Genomic DNA, 17,918 nt, shown 5'->3' with positions numbered 1-17,918 from the left:
TCCCACTGATTGAACTTATAAAAACTGATTGCCCTCACGTCCGAGCGCGGCCAGATTGGCCTGTGCTCGCATCACACGTTTACATGAGGGACAAATGTCCTGCCACCAGAGCATATTGATAGCTTGCTCTTGCTCTGGTGTACTTTTGACCACCGGCTCATCGCTGACTGTGTTGGTCGCTGATAAAGGTTTATTAAGACTATAATTCTCGCCTACCTCATTCAACGTACGCTTGAGGTCCTGAATGAAGCGTGCTGGCGCAAATTCCTCACCACAGCGTGCACAGCGTTGTTGGGCTGTGCTTTCGCCGGTACGCCAGTAGAGTTCGATGCCCACTGTAGCGGGGCGCTCGATCAGGTGGAAAAACTTACCGAATGGCAAGGAAATGAGCCAGAGTACCACCACTGTCTCGTGGGTCAGCGAAATGTACCAGTAGTATGCACCACCCAGCCAGGTGCTATCGGCGGTCAGCGCCAGGCCAGTGACAACAATCGCCATTAACAAAGCCAGCGGAACTATATCAAAGCGAAAGCGCTGTATTGTTATTACCGCCAGATCATGGAAGCGCCGGTGAAAGGCCAGTACCAGTCCGATAAATAGCAGCGCAGCTGTAAAGTCCAGCGCATGGATAACCGTGAAGCCAAAGAGTGAATGTGATGGAAAATCGAATAAGCCGAAGCCAAAGAACCAGATACGATAGAGGCCGGTTGGGCTTTGAGTAAAGCGGAGCCAGCCGAAGGTTAAAGGAAAAGTAATCAGGCATGAGAGCAACACGCCCCAGAAGATACACTGGTGCGTGATCCAGCGATAGAGGCCGCGCTTGCGAATAAATGTTTGCGCGAAGAGATCGCCGATGGCCGCAGGTATGAGTGCCGTATAGCGGCGGAAATTGGAGTAGGATAGGAAAAGTTGCCAGCTTCTACGCCAGTAGCGCCCCGTTGGTGGGCGTGCCAGCCAGAATGTGTATTTATAAGTCACTGCAGCAGTCGCAAAGATCGTCGCTACCGCGTAACCAATCAGGGCGGCATCAAACCAGTGAAAGCCACGCGATCCCAATGCGATCAACGCTACCAGTATAAGGGCAGCCACCACCCCGGCCCCAATTGAGAGCACGCGCAGCCGCCTGATATGCTTTCGTGGAGGCAGTTGTGCTTGCCCTGTGGATCTTTGTTCCTGGGTATGAGGAAGAGAATGTTCCACGGTTCGTTATCCTCTCATCAAAAGACACCAACAAAACACCTGCGAATATCGTAGCACGACATTGACAGACTATACAAGCTCTGCCTGTTTGCTGCCGGGCTTGTCAGACCTCCTTTTCCACCGCTATTTTTTGTGGTCATAATAACGAAGCCCAATACGTCCGCTCAAAAAAACGGGGCGGACGTATTGGGCAGCGGAATATGCTGGAGCTAAATTGCCGATGGCTGTGTCGCTGCTAGCTCAGGTTGCTTTTGCAGGCGGTATGCGCCATACAGAGCAATGATGCCGCCAATCAGGGCGAAGATGCCGAGGACCAGTGGCAGAACCATCGCTGCGGCTAACGGCGAGAATAAAAGGACAATGCCCAGGATAATATTAATAATACCCAACATTATAGCAGCAACACCACCGCCAGTGAATCCCTGGATCAGTTCTATGGCACCCACAATCAGCGCCTGTACAGCCAGGAAGATAACGATCAGTGTGGGGACCATCAGGGTGCTCCACAATGGATCGCGGATGACGGCCAGACCGGCTAAGACGCCTAATATGCCAATGGCCAGTTTCCATCCCCACTGTGTCCTATCCACGAAGATACTGACGAAGCTTAGTATGCCGCCTATCAGCCAGTACCAACCTAGCACCTGTACCAGTACCAGGGTGGTCATGGTGGGTGAGATTAAGAGCAACAGACCTATGATGACTAACGCGATACCTTCCATCATCGCTATCCACCAGGGGATAGCTGTGTACATCCTTGGTGATATGCCTGGGAGTCGAGTATCCATAATCACTTCTCCTTGCTTTGAAACAATGAAGGCTGGAAAGCATGCTTCACCTATGATGATGCATTATGGGTAGCGACCAGAAAAAGCTGCCTTCTAGAACACCCGCGAATGTGATGTGGTGCTGAAGCTAGATTCGTTAAGTTTGCCGTTACCATGCATAGCCTGAATAGAGAATAGTTGATATATGCTTGGGCAAGGATCGTCCAAAAGGCGGAAGAGGGAGGAGGATTTTATGATCTCAGCAACGCGTCCCTTGAGGACGTCCGCATGCGTGGCCGAGCCTTTTTATTCAGTAGTGCAGAAATTGCGCAAGGCGCAATTTCTGCACTACTGAATAAATTTTTGAGCGCCGAGGGTGCGAAACGCATGCGGACGCGTCGCGTGGACTCCCATAAAATGGGAGTCCACCGCTTTTTTAGCGATCTTTCTCAGCTCGGGACAGAGCAGCCTGCGCGGCAGCCAGGCGAGCAACTGGGACGCGGAATGGTGAACAGCTGACATAGTTGAGTCCCACTTCGTTACAGAACTCGATACTGTCAGGATCGCCACCGTGTTCGCCGCAGATACCCAGCTCAATGTCTGGATTGGTCTTGCGGCCTTTTTCGACGGCCATCGCTACCAATTGTCCAACACCATCGCGGTCCAACGTCTGGAACGGATTGACGGGCAGAATTTTCACTTTATCCTTCAAGCCAGGCTCTTCCAGGCCCTCAACGTACTTGAGCAAGAACTTGCCTTCAGCATCGTCGCGGCTGTAGCCGAAGGTGGTCTGGGTCAGGTCGTTGGTGCCAAAGCTGAAGAAGTCGGCGACCGAAGCGATCTGATCAGCGGTCAGGGCAGCGCGTGGCAGCTCGATCATCGTACCGAATTTGTAGTCAATTGGCTTACCAGCGTCCTTGGCGATCTCAGCAGCTACGGCCTCCAACTGGCGACGTACCTCTTTCAATTCGTTGACATGGCCAACCAGAGGAATCATGATCTTCGGATGCAGCTTTTTGCCTTCTTTTTCCAGCTCTGCGGCGGCACCCAGAATGGCGCGGGTCTGCATGACGTTGATCTCAGGGAAGAGCAGGCCCAGGCGGCAGCCGCGCAGACCCAGCATGGGGTTCATCTCACGCATAGCGCCAACGGCTTCGAGCATCTGGCGTTTCTCTGCCAGTTCTTCCTCGTGGCCGCCCTGTGTTTCCAGGCGCGTTACTTCAACCAGCAGTTCCTCGTAGGAAGGCAGGAACTCGTGCAGTGGCGGATCGATCAGACGAATAACGACAGGATAGCCCTCATTGGTCTGGGGATCAACCATAGCCGAGAAGATACCCTTGAAGTCGCTCTGCTGGAATGGTAGCAACTGATCAAGTGCAGCCTCGCGCTCCTCTTTCGTTTTGGACAGGATCATTTTCTGCACGATTGGCAGGCGTTCCTGCTCCATGAACATATGCTCGGTGCGGCAGAGGCCAATGCCCTGGGCGCCAAAGGTGACGGCACGTTTGGCATCACGTGGATAGTCAGCGTTGGCCCAGACACCCAGTTTACGGAACTCGTCAGCCCAGTTCAACAGTTTTTTTAGATCGGTCTCTTTATCGAAATCAGCATCAACGGTTTTGATGATACCCGCGAAAACTTCTCCAGTGGCACCATCGATCGAGATGTCATCGCCCTCTTTAATGACTGTATCGGAGCCAATCACGCGGAAGAGATGCTGCTCCTCGTTAACACGGATACCTTCGCAGCCAGCGACGCAGGGGAGTCCCAGGCCACGTGCAACGACGGCGGCGTGGCTGGTGGCGCCACCACGAGCGGTCAGGATACCTTTAGCAACCAGCATGCCATGCACATCGTCCGGACTGGTCTCTGGACGTACCAGTACGACGGGCGTGCCAGCTTTACCCAGCTCCTCGGCACGGTCAGCGTCGAAGATGGCTTTACCATAAGCTGCACCCGGGGAGGCATTCAGACCCTTGGCCAGCAGACGGCCTTCCTGCTCCGCACGTCTCTTCTCAGCTTCATCGAAGCGTGGCAGCAGCAGCTGATAGACCTGTGAAGGCTCAACGCGTTTGACAGCCTCTTCTGGCGTGATTAGACCTTCTTCGACCATATCGACGGCGATCTTCACCGCAGCACCAGCGTTACGCTTGCCCGAGCGCGTCTGCAGCATATAGAGCTTACCCTGCTCAACGGTGAACTCCAGATCCTGCATGTCGCGATAGTGTTTCTCAAGGCGTTGCGCGATTTCCAGGAACTGCTGATAGACGTCGGGCAGATCCTGTTCCAGTTTGCTGATGGGCGATGGTGTACGGATACCAGCTACCACATCCTCACCCTGAGCATTTAACAAATACTCACCATACAACTTCTTTTCACCATGGGCCGGGTTACGCGTAAAGGCTACGCCCGTACCACTGTTATTGCCCATGTTGCCAAATACCATGCTCTGGACATTGACACCGGTGCCAAGGTTGTGAGGAATCTTGTTGAAGTTACGGTAATCGATGGCACGTTTATTGTTCCAGGAAGAGAATACGGCCTCAATAGCTTTGTGCAACTGCTGGTATACATCGGTGGGGAAAGGCTGACCAGAGGCGCGCTCTGCGATCTGCTTAAACTCGGTGACCATCTTCTTCAGGTCAGCGGCAGGAATCTCTGCATCAGTCTTGACGCCAGCTTCGTGCTTATAGCGTTCCAGCACAACCTCAAAATCCTGGGGATTGGTGTCCAGCACGATTTTGCTAAACATTTGGATGAAGCGACGATAGGCGTCGTAAGCGAAGCGCTCGTCACCTGTCAATGCCACCAGGCCCAGGACAGTCTCGTCATTTATACCAAGGTTCAAGACAGTATCCATCATACCAGGCATCGAGAATTTCGCGCCCGAGCGCACAGATACCAGCAATGGATTTTCTTTTGATCCGAAACCTTTTCCGGTCTGTTTTTCTACAATCGCCAGAGCGGCTTTCGCCTGCTCCCAGACACCTTCTGGAAATTGTCGGTTGTTATCGTAGTAGCCGTTACAAGCTTCTGTCGTGATCGTAAATCCTGGAGGTACCGGGAGTCCGGCGTTGGTCATTTCAGCCACACCTGCGCCTTTGCCGCCCAGCAATTCGCGCATGCTAGCATTGCCTTCGCTAAAGAGGTAGACCCATTTGCGAGGAGAGCGTTTAACTGCCTCGTCCAATTCAGAATGGGTAATCTGTTGTGTCATGAAAACTTCCTCCAACTTAATGTTGTGGGCTAACACACGGATACAGGCTTCAGGTGCCTGCATCCGTTATTTGTAGAAATAACTAACAATCATACGCTGAGTACAATTGAGCGTGCCCAACGTAGTGTTTTGCGTGCGCTTTGTACATAGCTGCCAGCCTGTTCCGCATTGATGACCTCATCGGCTTCTTCAGGAGGGGTATCAGCATAAAATGCTTCGGGATGAAAGGGGGTCAGCCGCTCCATCTCGGATAAAATGTCGTCTGGAGCACCTACTTGAGAGCCCAGGGTGCGCAAATCGTGATCGTAGGTGGTGCGACGACCGAAGCGAAGCAAGCTTACGGCTTGTGCTGCCTTCTCTGCTGCCTGATTACAGAAATCCACACAGGCAAAATGCCGTCCAAGACCAAGCTCGACCGATGCGGTGGCCATATCCTGGGCCGCCTCCGCGAAGAGCCCTAGTGCACCCTGTGTATCGCTACCCAGGTGCTCGGCCTGGTCTTCCTCATCGGCTTCTACCGGGAATTCTGCCTCATGGACGCCTGAGTAGTTCGAAGATGGTGAACTTAATGAAAGACCATTTAAGAGCTGCTGCTCTATATCATCCTCAGTGTGCTCACCGGGCAATCCATGATTGCTATCCTGCATCTGTGACATGATAATGTGATCCTTTTACGTGCTGTGTAAAATGGGTCCAATGCGTTTCGTATTGCATAGCACTAATCAGCTATCTTGCACATAGTATTCCTAACTATAGTGTTGTGTCAATGCTTTTGAAGTGTGTAGATTATCTATTTTTTTCCTGCCTGTGATTGCATTGCTACGTCTTTTTGTCGCTCGTCTCAGCTCACTATAGCCGTTTTGTAACATGAAAGCAAAACTATAGATAGCTTATATTTTAGGAATAGAAAAGGTTTATAGAAATTTAAAATGCTTTGTGGGGGAAGATGAATAAAGCAGTAGTATTGCTGATGATAAATGCACCACCGCTTCTTTATCTGATGATATTAACGCACGGGTGCATCTGTTCTCAGCCATGATTCGTGTAAAAACTGAATAGTACTGAAGTGATTTTAATAATGAAAATAATGATAAGCATATTTTAATATTGATAGTAGGTATAAGCGTAGTATTCATAATTAAGATTTAAATAACGCTAACACTGATGAAAAATGGTTGGACTTTCCAGTCATTCAAGGAGGAGCGTAATATGTTAACTATAGAACGAGCAACCGCAGTAGGTGTCTTTTCGGAGCCGGCGTTAGCTGAGCAGGCAATGGCTCAACTTCGTAACGCTGGTTTTACTGATGAGCAAATCGGCTTTATTAGCCGGGATCCCCATATTGCTCCATCTGATAGTGTTGAGGATGCTAGCAATGCTCCGTCCACGGCAACCGGGGCTGTCAGCGGAGGTGTGATTGGTGGCGTGATTGGTGCAGTTACCTCGTTACTTATTCCGGGGTTTGGACCCGCTATCGCTGGTGGTATTCTCGCTGCGACATTGGGAGGCGTCGCTCTGGGTGCGCTGGCTGGTGGTTTTGTTGGTTCTTTAACGCATTTAGGTGTACCTGAGTATGAAGCCCGCTTCTATGAGGGCCAGTTGAACGAGGGACGTACGGTCGTAACGGTCAACGCACCAGGACGCTATGATGATGCTGTACGCATCCTGCACCAGGCGGGCGCCTACGATGCTAATGTAAGCGCTAATGCTCCGGCGATAGATAATAATCGCGCTGGAAGCACTTACACAAATTCTACCGCCGATACTGTGCCACCCGCAGTCTATCCTGCTGGCCTGGCCGGCGTTAATGGTCCTGCTGGCACCGTGAATCCTGGGCTACCCGTGGCTGCAGCATTCCCTGCCGCTACTCCCGCATCCACCGATCCACTCGCTGGTAACAATGCAACAGCTAACAATGAAACGGTGGGTAGTTCCTATGGTTCCGCAGAGATGTTCAGCACGAAGAAGAGCCCTGAGGAATTGAAGGAGCAGGAGCGTCGTCTGGAGAACGAGCAGGGTGGCGCTTCGTCAGTTGAAGATGAGGATACTGTATATATGAGTGCTCCTGGACGAAATCCAGGCGCTGCGGCAGCGTATGGCACTGATACGACGACGCCAGAATACAATGGCGCGGTACCCGCACCTGCGCCTGTACGCTCGGCCTATGCGGGCACCGATACAACCACTCCTGGCACGGCTGGAGCTAACGACTCCTCTTATCATCGCGCAGATGAGCAGGCCTCTGATACAGACGAATCACACTCATAAACATTTTGTTCCCTCCATAACTAAATGACCGCCTCTCCAGATCTAGTAGGAGAGGCGGCCGTTATTTAGCTGCAAGAAAGCTTCTCTGGCTTATGCTTTTGAGCGCGGCTGTCATTTTGATACGGGTTGTATCAGTTTTAGCAACTCCTCCGCCAGGTGTTGGGCGCGATATTCTCCCAGCCCGGAGGTCAGATCATAACCTATGCCGGGTGAGGCTGGCTTGTGATCATCAGTGGCAATGATATCATAGAAGCTACTGGCGTAGCTGACTGGATTATTAGCCAGTTGATAGAGCAAGGGATTGATAAAGCCCAGGTTGCCGCCGCCGTGCTGCTGAGATAGTTGATTGCTGAGGGTTACAAAGGCGGCCCAGAGAGGAGCCGCCAGGGCGCTCCCGTTGATGCTGAGCCAGGGATGGTTACTGGCACATCCTTCGCTGCAGTAGGCCCAGAAGCTATGGCGAGCGTCGGTATTGAGCGCGACATCGGGCACCTCACGGCAGTAATGCTCGGTCGAGGTGCGTGGACAGACTTGCGGTAGCTGGCTTGCAGCCTGGTCGGGTATGCCCTGAATGTGTTGCCAGGCTGGCATCGCCCACAGCTGGCTGATACCTCCCGTTGTGAGCAGTTCGGTGCTGGCTGGATCTGGCCTGCCAGCCGTTTGTAGTCCATCATGGGTGCTATGGGATGCGTCAAAAATAAGCGCAGTGGCGCCCACGCCGGTCACAAATGGCTGGGAAGCAGGATCGCTTACCGCGGGTTGTGACGCTGTTGCCGGTGAGGAGATTATAGGACAACTGATCGAAGAGGCCGCTATAATGCTCTGACCTTGCAGAGCGGCCAGCTGAAAAAAGAGCGCTTCCTGCTGGATCAGTTGTGCTGGTGCCAGCTGCTCGCAGAGTCCCCAACTGGTTGAAACTACCGCTGGATTATCCTGCACAATTTGTCCCCATTGATCGAGATAGCTTTTTTCATTGTTAGTGGTAGAGTAGATTTTGAGCCTTTGCAATTGTGGAACGCTGCCTAGAATGGCTTCTGCATCAATAGTTGCGGCATAGGATACTGGCATAAATGCTGATTCAGGTGTCGGGGCGTCAATTTGCTCTAGCATAGTTTCTTTTTGCCCTGTGCAGGCTACGTAACTATGGAGATCGCTTATGGCTGGCCTACCCAGTTCAAAGAGCGCGATCGTCTGTCCCACGCCTGTATAGTGGGTCCCATAGAGATCAGCAAGACTGGCAGTCGCCGCTGCTGAGCTGCCGGACGCCCCGGTAGCGGATTTGGTATTATTTGCGCGACAGGAATGATTATTGGAGGACTGTTGCGATTTCTGTTCTAGCGCTGTATGCGTCCAACTGGTCGCGTTATTTAAGCCATTGATGCTTATCACCTGGCTGGCAACGGCCTGCGGCAGTAGAGGCGCTCTGTTATTGGAATAGTAGAAAGTGCCATCAGGAGCTTTATACTTGTTGATCTGTAGATGGAAGTAGCGTTGGGCCTGCCCTATCGTACCCTCAAAGTCCAGTAGCAAACGATGCCTATAGGTATGTATGGTGTGAAAGCCTGCGGCCTGGAGCCAGCGTATCAGCGTCGTATAGCTGGCAGGCGTTGGACTAAAACGACGAATTATCTCGTCTGTATTCAGAGCCAGGCGTGGTTGATGTCCTACGGGATTTATTACTGCTTGCAGCGCTTGCTGGAGGGCAGCGCTATTGCGTGGACGTAGTCCTAGCGAGAGCCAGATTGGCTGCTGCGTATCCGCGTGAGCGATGAAGCGGCTGTTTTTAAGTAGTGGAGAGAGCGTACCCGGAATAGCTATAAGCTGATTGGTATTCTCAGCTTGTGCGGTCGATAGATAAAGTAGTTGAGATGAAATAATACACATAACGCATACTAAAGTAAGCAATGGTGTAATAATAGTAATGATATGTCCATAAGATTGTATAGTATCCGACGGATAATACTCACTCCTGTGAGGATAACGGAACATGCGAAAAACCTCCCTTACAACCCAACCCCTGGTATCAATTTTGGCATGTGATATGCTGCATCAATAACGTTTTGAGTTTATTTTATATCACATTGTATTATAATACTGCTCAAGGGCTTTTGATGAAAGAAATTGGGATGATGGTACTAGCTAACACAAAAGAACGCTTATTTTGACTGAAAATATGAAGACATATTTACGTGAGTATTTAAGGACCGCAATATATTCGTTCAAATGAAAGGTAGCATATCATTGTAAGATGGAGTGGCTGGTATGTTCAATTTCCTGGTTATTGCTGGTATACTACTCATACCTAATGTGGATGTGGGTTTATCGAATATTGGCGAACGAGAGAAAGTACACCCCAGCATGACAGTGGATAAATCGGCCAATCAGCCGTTGACTGGTACTTCAACCGATGAAACTGCCCTTGTACAGCTGTACGAGCAGTTCCGTCGTCCTATCCATTCTTATATTTATCGCTTGCTCGGGAGCCGGGAGGATGCTGACGATATTACGCAAGAAGTATTTGTGCGCGTCTTTACCTCCTGGAATGGGTTGTATGAACGCGAGAACCTTTCTGCGTGGCTGTACCGCATCGCGACCAATCTCTGTGTTGATGTCCTTAGAAAACGCAAACGTATTTCCTGGTGGTCTTTTGGTTTGCGTTCTCGCCAGGTTGATGCGGACAGTGAGAATGTATTTCAAGAGGACTTTATCTCTTTCCTCGCTGATAGTGGGGGGATTCCCGAGGTCGCTGAGCGTGAATTGATTCGCCAGGCCCTGGCAGCTCTTCCTGAAGAGTATGCGGTGGTGTTGACATTGAGCGCGGCTCAAGGGGTACCGTACCAGGAGATTGCGGAGATCGTTGGCATTTCACCCAATGCAGCGGCTACGCGTATTTCGCGCGCTAAGAAGATGTTTGCGAAACAGTATCAGCGCGTCAGTAAAGATGGTGTTGGCAAGCGGAGTAGTAAATAATATGAGCAACACCAACAACAATAAAGCACAACAAAAGCGCATGTCGAAAATCGATCATCCTCAGGGCTTACCGCCGCTTCCCCTCATCGGAAGTAGTGGGCCCGTGGCTTGCTCGACTATACGCTTATACCTGGCAGTGTGGGACGATCTGACCCCTCCCCAGAGAGAGATCGTTTCGCGCCATGTACAGTCCTGCGATCTGTGTAAAAAAGAGCAGCAAATCATGAGCCGCACGACAAAGATGATGCGCCATCTGCCAGATTCAGAACCCGGTGCGCAGGTCGATGAGGCCGTCATGGCTGCGATCGCTGGCCGTCACAATAGCCGGCCGCAAACAACACCGCTATCGGCCATCGCTACTCCGAGATCTCAAAGCCGTCAGCGGCGCTCTTCGCTGCGCCTGGTTGGTGTCCTAGCTGCCGCTGCCATCCTTATCCTGGCCATCGCTTTCTCAGCCTCAACGCTGCTAGGCCAGCATGTGCAGGCTTTTACATTACCCGCCAATGTATCCTGGGACAACTATGTGTTGTTTTCAAAGCAGACCATGACTAATGCCCACGGTGAACGCTATGAGGTCATGTCCTATCATAATATGAGCGAGCGCATGGTGAACGTGGAGACCGTCATGAGCGGTAAAATTGATGTTGTGGTTGTGGCCGATCAACAGAAAGCCCTGGGACTAGATATGATGCATCATGTTGCTCAGTGGGATGCCCAGGAGTGGATGCACGATCCGCCTCTTTTTGACCTGGCTCAATTGCGTCATGATTTGGGCGTTGGGAGCGCTACGTACCTGGGTAAAGGAACTTTTCAAGGTAAAGAAGTCTATCGTATCCGTTATCAGAATGGCCATGTACTGCTGCTCGATATGCACTATATGCCAGTAAATGTCCTCCCTCAAGCTGATGGGAAGCAAGAGCCTATGTATGATACCATACAATGGCTACAGCCCTCGCAGGTTTCAGCCTCGATGTGGGATATGCAAGTACCAGGTAATTTCCGTATGGGTCAATTACCCGGTTATCCATGATGCATCTTCCTCATTCTGAGGGTACAATATAAAGTGAACGGTGTGTATACACTTAAGAGGTTTCCCCAGTTTTCTATTCACAGCGACGTGAAAATATAAAGAGGAGAAGAATGATGCCTGATCATAATCCTGTAATTGTTGGGGCGGCGAGGACGCCGACCGGAAAATTTCTCAGCTCGCTTGCCAGTTTCTCTGCACCACAACTGGGTGCGATTGCGATTAAAGAGGCGGTGCGTCGTGCCGGTATTGACCCGACGGCCATTGACGAAGTGATCATGGGCAATGTGGTTTCGGCCGGCGTTGGACAGGCTCCAGCTCGCCAGGCAGCTCTACATGCTGGTTTGCCTGAAGATATTCCCGCTTTTACTATTAACAAGGTTTGTGGCTCTGGCTTGAAAGCTGTAATGCTGGCGGCCCAGGCCATTCGTGCCGGTGATGCGCAGGCGTTTGTGGCGGGCGGCATGGAGAGTATGAGCAATGCCCCGTATTTATTGCCTAATGCCCGCACCGGTTACCGTATGGGAGATGGCAAGCTGGTCGATAGTGTTGTACACGATGGCCTCTGGTGTGCCTTTGAAGATATTCATATGGGAAATGAAGCCGAAATTATCGCTGAGAAATTTGGCGTTACGCGTGAAGAGCAGGATCAGTTCTCTTTACAAAGTCATCAGCATGCGGCGGGAGCCACGGCGGCCGGACGTTTTAAAGATGAGATTGTGCCCGTTGAGATAAAGCAGAAAAAAAATACCATCCTGGTCGAGACAGATGAGCCCATTCGCGGCGATTCCTCGATGGATGCATTGGCAAAGCTGATGCCGGCCTTCCAGGCTGGCGGAACGGTTACCGCGGGCAATGCGCCTGGTTTGAGCGATGGTGCATCGGCCACTGTCGTGGTTGATCAGGCCTTTGCGCAAGAGCGTGGCCTGCCAGTTCTGGCGCGCATCACCGGTTATGCTTCTGCCGCCATTACTCCCCGCTACATCTTTGCGGCCCCACCCCGGGCGGTTCATCGCTTGCTTGAGCGTACCGGTCTGCGCATCTCAGACTTTGACCTGATCGAGGTTAACGAGGCCTTTGCCGCCCAGACCCTGGCCAACGGCAAAGAGCTGGATTGGGACTGGGGACGCGTGAATGTGAATGGTGGCGCGATCGCTCTGGGACATCCTATCGGTTCCAGCGGTTCCCGCGTCCTGACAACACTGATCTATGAATTGCGGCGCCGGGGTGGTGGCCGAGGCCTGGCTACATTGTGCCTGGGCGGCGGTGGTGCCGTTGCCATGTCCGTTGAAGTATAGTCGTTGCAACTCATAGAGGAGAATCACAATACCTATGCCTGATCCAGAATTTTCAGAGCTAACAACACGACCCTCGCTTGAGCAAAGGAGCCTGTTTGATGCTGCTGAGCTTGCTCGCCTTGAGACAGCGCAGCGGCAGTGGGAAGAGACCACTGTAAAACAATCTGTGCAGCGTATTCCTGAGCGCGAGCAGCTTGAAACGACATCGGGTGTGCCAGTTCAACGACTATATACGCCACAAGACCTGTCCAGACAGAATTATATGCAAGACATTGGTTTTCCTGGCGAATATCCTTATACGCGCGGCGCGCAGCCGACCATGTATCGAGCCAAGCCCTGGACTATGCGTATGTTCGCTGGTTTTGGGACGGCCGAAGATACCAATGCCCGCTTCAAATATCTGTTGCAGCAGGGGCAGACGGGCCTCTCAACGGCTTTTGATATGGCCACGCTCTACGGCTATGATACCGATCATCCAATGGCCGCCGGTGAGTTTGGCAAGTGCGGTGTTGCTATCTCTTCATTGGCTGATATGGAGGTGTTGTTCGCCGACTTACCCCTTGATAAGATTACGACCTCGATGACGATCAATAGTCCAGCCGCCGCTATCTGGGCCATGTATATCGTTAATGCCGAAAAGCGCGGTTTTCCAATGGCCAAACTGGGTGGCACCCTGCAGAACGATATACTCAAAGAATATATCGCTCAGAAAGAGTACCTGTTCCCACCCGAGCCCTCGCTGGGCCTGGTCATCGACACGATTGAGTTTGGATCGCGTTCGATGCCGCGCTGGAATACTATCAGCATCAGTGGCTATCACATTCGTGAGGCCGGAGCCACGGCAGTGCAAGAGCTTGCCTTTACGATTGCTGACGGCCTGACCTATGTAGATGCGGCCATCGCACGTGGGTTGTCGATCGATGAATTCGCGCCACGACTCTCCTTTTTCTTTGATGTGCACAATGATTTTCTAGAGGAAATTGCTAAGTTCCGCGCTGGCAGACGCCTCTGGGCGAAATTGATGCGTGAGAAATATGGTGCCAAAGATCCTCGTTCCTGGATGATGCGCTGTCATGCCCAGACAGCTGGTGTCTCGCTTACGGCCCAGCAACCAGAGAATAATATCGTGCGTACCACTATTCAGGCGCTGGCCGCGGTGCTGGGTGGGACTAACTCATTGCATACCAATTCTCTGGATGAAGCATTGGCCCTGCCGACTGAAAAAGCGGCCTTGATCGCCCTGCGTACTCAGCAGATCATCGCCCACGAAAGTGGCGTGACCAATACTGTTGATCCCCTGGCCGGTTCTTATGCCATTGAGGCCCTGACTGATCAGACCGAGCAGGCGGCCCAGCAGTATCTGGACCGCATTGAGCTGCTGGGTGGTGTTCTGGCCTGTATTCAGAATGGCTTTTTCCAGCATGAGATTGCCGAGTCGGCCTATCGCTATCAGCAGGAAGTTGATCAGCAACAACGCCAGATTGTGGGCGTCAACGCTTATACAGTGGATGAATCTGTGAAGGTTCCGACCTTGTATGTGGATTATGAAGGGCAGCAAAGACACCTCGAGCGCCTGAATCGCGTGCGCCGTGAGCGCAACCAGGCCGAGGTCCGACGTACCCTGTCCGCTTTGCGTCGTGCCTGCGACGAGCATAAAAATACCATGCCAGCTCTGCTGGACGCAGCCAGAGCCTATGCAACCCTGGGTGAGATGATGGATGTGTTCCGAGCCGCCTTTGGCGAATATCTGGAGCCCGCCGTCTTTTAAACCGTAGCATATGTGGCATAATGAAGAGCGGAGCATCTCTTTTAGAGATTGCTCCGCTTTATCATTCTTAGTTATATTGGTACCAGCGGGTATGGAATGGAGTCATAGATGCCTGGTGAACCATTACAGGGCCTGATTGAAAAGCGGACGCTATCAGCTAACGATATTCAACTGCTTAAGCAACTGGCTGACGTGTGTGAGCGTCATGAGTCGTTGCATATGCGTATTGAATGGCAGATGTTGCAGCAGCGCACAGGCCTGATCGTAAAAGATTTCTTATATTATGATAATGGCGCTCTGGTCGGCTATTTAGCGATAGATGATCAGGGGGCGCAACAGAATGAAGTGGTCGGGATGGTGCATCCCGAGTATCGGCGCAGGGGCATCTTTCGGCAATTGCTTACCATCGCCGTCGTTGAAAGCCGGGCCCGGGGCCTGAAGCAGTTGATACTGGTCTGTGAGCGCAACTCATCTTCGGGACACGCCTTTTTACGTGCACTGGGTGCCACCTTGAGCGAGTCTGAACATGAAATGGTGCTGACCACTGTCCTACAGCGCAAAGCCTTCGATGAGCACCTGGAGGTGCATAAGGCCGATGCCAGTGAAGCTGAGGCCTTGATCAAGGTGCAGTCTGAAAGCTTTGGTGATAGCGAAGAGGCAACCAGGCGACGTGTGCTTCACTGTCTGCAAAATCCTGCCCGTCCTTATTACCTGGCCGTCTTTGGCGACGAAGATGTGGGTTGCCGTGAACCTGTCGGCAGTTTTCGTCTTGATACGGTTGAGAATGCTGTCGGTATCTATGCTCTTGGCGTGCGCCCGGATTATCAAGGAAGGGGATATGGACGTCAGATGCTGGAGGAAGCCATTTTTATTCTGCATAGTCAGGATCCACACAGAAGAATCGTACTGGATGTAGATGTTGAGAATAGCCGTGCCCTGCAGCTCTATCAATCGTGCGGCTTCACCATTTATACCACCTATGATTACTACGTACTGGATCTGTGATGTTTAATGCTCGACCTTGACATGTAAATTTTCAATTACGTACACTAATGGTAAATGAGGACTAAATCCCCGTCTTTGTAGAAATGTAGCGCAGAAAGTTTTAGATAGAGAAGACCATTTGAAAGGTACCGTGACTATGTTCAACATTTTTCGCCTGCGCAACGACGAAGAAGCATTTACCGATGAATTGTATGCCTTTGTGACTGATCCCAATGCCGATCGCCGCAATAGCCGCTCGATTATAAGCTTTCTCCATGAAGTTTCGCCCCAGATTGTATCCGTCGCCGAGTGTATGATTATCGATGGTGTGGATGAGCGCCACTATGTGGCAGATTATGTCCATGCCGTCCTCAACGGCTACGGCACCGATCCCGAGAATTAGTAGTGCGTCTTTGCGAGCGGGCGCGCCAGCGCCCGCTCCTTTTTTATTGTGAAGGCTGAAAATGTGCTGCGAGCGATGCGTTTTATGCTTTCGGCCCCTGACGTCCCCCGGCTGGCGATTCTAATTCGTACATTACGTTGGCGACGGTCATCAGGGCCGCGGTTTCCGCGCGCAGTATACGGCTTCCCAGTGTGACAATTTTGACACCAGCGCGTTTGGCCAGCGTGATTTCCTCTGCGGTCAGGCCACCTTCTGGGCCTATGAAGATCACGATGGTGATGGGCTTCTGCTCAGTTGCCTGGGTCCAGTTTTGCCGGGCCTGCTGCAGGGTTTCATAGAGGCTCTGGGCATGCTCCTCTTCCCAGGGCATAATGGCCAGCGCCCCTGCTGGAATATCGTTCAGGGTATGCATTAAGGGCCGTATGGTTTGGAGCTCGGGAACACGGGAACGACCACACTGTTCTGTTGCTTCCTGAATGATGCGCTCCCAGCGCTGTAGTTTCTTGGGACCGGCCTCTTCTAAGCCAGCCATTGAGCGGCGGCAGAGGGTAGGAACGAAGCTGGTTACGCCCAGCTCTGTTCCCTTTTCCAGGATAAATTCGAAGCGGGCCGATTTGAGCAATCCCTGACATAGGACCACATGTACCGCTGGCTCTTTTTTCCCTGCGCGCTTCTCTTCGAGCTGGATTTCGATGCCAGCGCGACTACTGTGGGTGACGCTACAGACATATTCTTCGCCGCTATTGTCGAAGAGAATGAGTTGTTCGCCGACAGTGATATGGAGCACATCGCGGACCTGGTGGGCCAGTTTATCGGGCAGTGTTACGGTCTCCCCGGGCTGAACCGCATGAAAGTTGGAATCAGCGCTAAAAAAGCGGTGCATCGACTTATGCTCGCTTTCGATAGGTGAGGGCTAACCAGTCATCAATCCTGGTCTCGTCAACCAGTTCTAAACCGGCCTCTAATAATGGACCTTCAGCGTCGGCACGGCGGGCTTCGATGATGCCGCTGACAACCAGCAGGCCATGGGGTGCCACTACCTGCGCCAGTTGTGGTGCTATCGAGCCAATGATATGGGCGATGATGTTGGCCAGTACCAGGTCATAGTGGCCCTCTTTGCGGCTGGCTTCGGCATCGCCCAGCACGCCCAGTACTACATCGATCTGCGATTGAAGCTCATTCATCTCAGCGTTAGCTTTTGAGCTTTCGACGGCAACGCTGCTATTATCGATGGCATCGATATGGCTGGCTCCCAGTTTAGCCGCAGCCAGGGCCAGGATGCCAGAGCCGGTGCCTACGTCCAGGATCTGCATACCTGGCTGTACTAGTTGTTCGACCCGTTCCAGGCACATTCGGGTGGTCGGATGCACGCCGGTACCAAAGGCCATCCCCGGATCAAGGGTCAGCACCACCTCATCCTCTTTGGGCGTATATTCACGCCAGGAGGGGCGGATCACCAGCCGTTTCCCAATATGGGTAACGTGATAATAATCTTTCCAGGCGTTGGCCCAATCTTCCTCATCAACCACGCGAGAATGTAGCTCACCTACAAAATGTGCGCCCAGGCTAGAGAAATGCCAGAGCCCACGAGCAATCTCCTGCTTCTTCTCCTCTTCAGTACCATCTAATGGCAGGTAGGCGTGCACTTGAACGGGTTGACCAACCAGGATATGGTACTCCTGCCCATCGTCACTCAGTTCATAGGGCTCTTCAATCACGACACCATCACGGGAATAACTACTCAATAATTCACTGACCGACTCAACCGCTTCGGGATGCACCTGTACTGTTAATTCCAACCACTGCATGAAAACAACTTTCTACCTTTCGCATGAATAGGTCTGCTGACAGTATTCTGGCTGCCAACGATCGCCTTTTGTGTTTTTCTAGCATATCACAGTAGGCCAGAGAATTGGAGAAGCCAAAAGTGCTACTGATCGTTCCAATGGTCTCTCTCTCCTGTTCCTTGCTGAAGGGTGTGATATGATGAGTCAGATTGACCACAACAGATACTTC

Annotated in this window: 14 protein-coding genes; 7 read left to right on the top strand and 7 right to left on the bottom strand. The window is 51.9% G+C overall.

What is annotated here, in order from left to right; genetic code table 11:
- Positions 1–15 precede the first annotated feature (15 nt).
- The 4 genes from JMI88_RS29205 to JMI88_RS29190 all read right to left on the bottom strand — a co-directional run bounded on the left by JMI88_RS29205 (position 16) and on the right by JMI88_RS29190 (position 5,840).
- Complete coding sequence (locus JMI88_RS29205) at positions 16–1,200, bottom strand: hypothetical protein (RefSeq protein ID WP_201365484.1); 1,185 nt, start codon at positions 1,198–1,200, stop codon at positions 16–18.
- Between the two features lie 209 nt (positions 1,201–1,409).
- Complete coding sequence (locus tag JMI88_RS29200) at positions 1,410–1,988, bottom strand: HdeD family acid-resistance protein (protein WP_201365483.1); 579 nt, start codon at positions 1,986–1,988, stop codon at positions 1,410–1,412.
- A gap of 415 nt (positions 1,989–2,403) precedes the next feature.
- Positions 2,404–5,184 (bottom strand): pyruvate, phosphate dikinase, encoded by a 2,781-nt coding sequence (gene ppdK / locus JMI88_RS29195; protein WP_201365482.1) that lies wholly within the window; start codon positions 5,182–5,184, stop codon positions 2,404–2,406.
- A gap of 89 nt (positions 5,185–5,273) precedes the next feature.
- Positions 5,274–5,840 (bottom strand): HEPN domain-containing protein, encoded by a 567-nt coding sequence (locus JMI88_RS29190; protein WP_201365481.1) that lies wholly within the window; start codon positions 5,838–5,840, stop codon positions 5,274–5,276.
- 553 nt (positions 5,841–6,393) lie between these two features.
- Between JMI88_RS29190 and JMI88_RS29185 the strand changes: the two genes are divergently transcribed.
- Complete coding sequence (locus JMI88_RS29185; RefSeq protein WP_201365480.1) at positions 6,394–7,452, top strand: hypothetical protein; 1,059 nt, start codon at positions 6,394–6,396, stop codon at positions 7,450–7,452.
- Between the two features lie 111 nt (positions 7,453–7,563).
- On the opposite strand, the gene JMI88_RS29180 is transcribed toward JMI88_RS29185, so the two are convergent.
- Positions 7,564–9,441, bottom strand: a complete 1,878-nt coding sequence (locus JMI88_RS29180; RefSeq protein WP_201365479.1) for a S53 family peptidase — start codon at positions 9,439–9,441, stop codon at positions 7,564–7,566.
- Between the two features lie 273 nt (positions 9,442–9,714).
- Between JMI88_RS29180 and JMI88_RS29175 the strand changes: the two genes are divergently transcribed.
- From JMI88_RS29175 to JMI88_RS29150, 6 genes are all read left to right on the top strand, one after another.
- Positions 9,715–10,422, top strand: a complete 708-nt coding sequence (locus JMI88_RS29175; protein WP_201365478.1) for an RNA polymerase sigma factor — start codon at positions 9,715–9,717, stop codon at positions 10,420–10,422.
- Between the two features lies 1 nt (position 10,423).
- Entirely contained in the window at positions 10,424–11,452 is a 1,029-nt protein-coding gene (locus JMI88_RS29170) for a hypothetical protein (protein WP_201365477.1), read from the top strand.
- A 110-nt stretch (positions 11,453–11,562) separates the two neighbouring features.
- Entirely contained in the window at positions 11,563–12,747 is a 1,185-nt protein-coding gene (locus JMI88_RS29165) for an acetyl-CoA C-acetyltransferase (RefSeq protein WP_201365476.1), read from the top strand.
- A gap of 34 nt (positions 12,748–12,781) precedes the next feature.
- The gene (locus JMI88_RS29160; RefSeq protein ID WP_201365475.1) at positions 12,782–14,515 is read left to right on the top strand and encodes an acyl-CoA mutase large subunit family protein; all 1,734 of its coding nucleotides are present in this window, start codon (positions 12,782–12,784) and stop codon (positions 14,513–14,515) included.
- 108 nt (positions 14,516–14,623) lie between these two features.
- On the top strand, positions 14,624–15,520 hold the full coding sequence (locus JMI88_RS29155; protein ID WP_201365474.1) for a GNAT family N-acetyltransferase: 897 nt from the start codon (positions 14,624–14,626) through the stop codon (positions 15,518–15,520).
- A gap of 136 nt (positions 15,521–15,656) precedes the next feature.
- Entirely contained in the window at positions 15,657–15,902 is a 246-nt protein-coding gene (locus JMI88_RS29150) for a hypothetical protein (RefSeq protein ID WP_201365473.1), read from the top strand.
- An 82-nt stretch (positions 15,903–15,984) separates the two neighbouring features.
- On the opposite strand, the gene JMI88_RS29145 is transcribed toward JMI88_RS29150, so the two are convergent.
- Together JMI88_RS29145 and prmA are read right to left on the bottom strand one after the other, a co-directional pair.
- Entirely contained in the window at positions 15,985–16,785 is an 801-nt protein-coding gene (locus JMI88_RS29145) for a 16S rRNA (uracil(1498)-N(3))-methyltransferase (protein ID WP_201365472.1), read from the bottom strand.
- Positions 16,786–16,789: 4 nt separating this feature from the next.
- Positions 16,790–17,710: a 50S ribosomal protein L11 methyltransferase gene (gene prmA, locus JMI88_RS29140; RefSeq protein WP_201365471.1), complete on the bottom strand. Its 921-nt coding sequence runs from the start codon at positions 17,708–17,710 to the stop codon at positions 16,790–16,792.
- Positions 17,711–17,918 lie beyond the last annotated feature (208 nt).

Source organism: Dictyobacter formicarum (assembly GCF_016587435.1).
The sequence above is the reverse complement of the archived record's forward strand: the minus strand, read 5'-3'. Positions and strand labels throughout refer to the sequence as shown.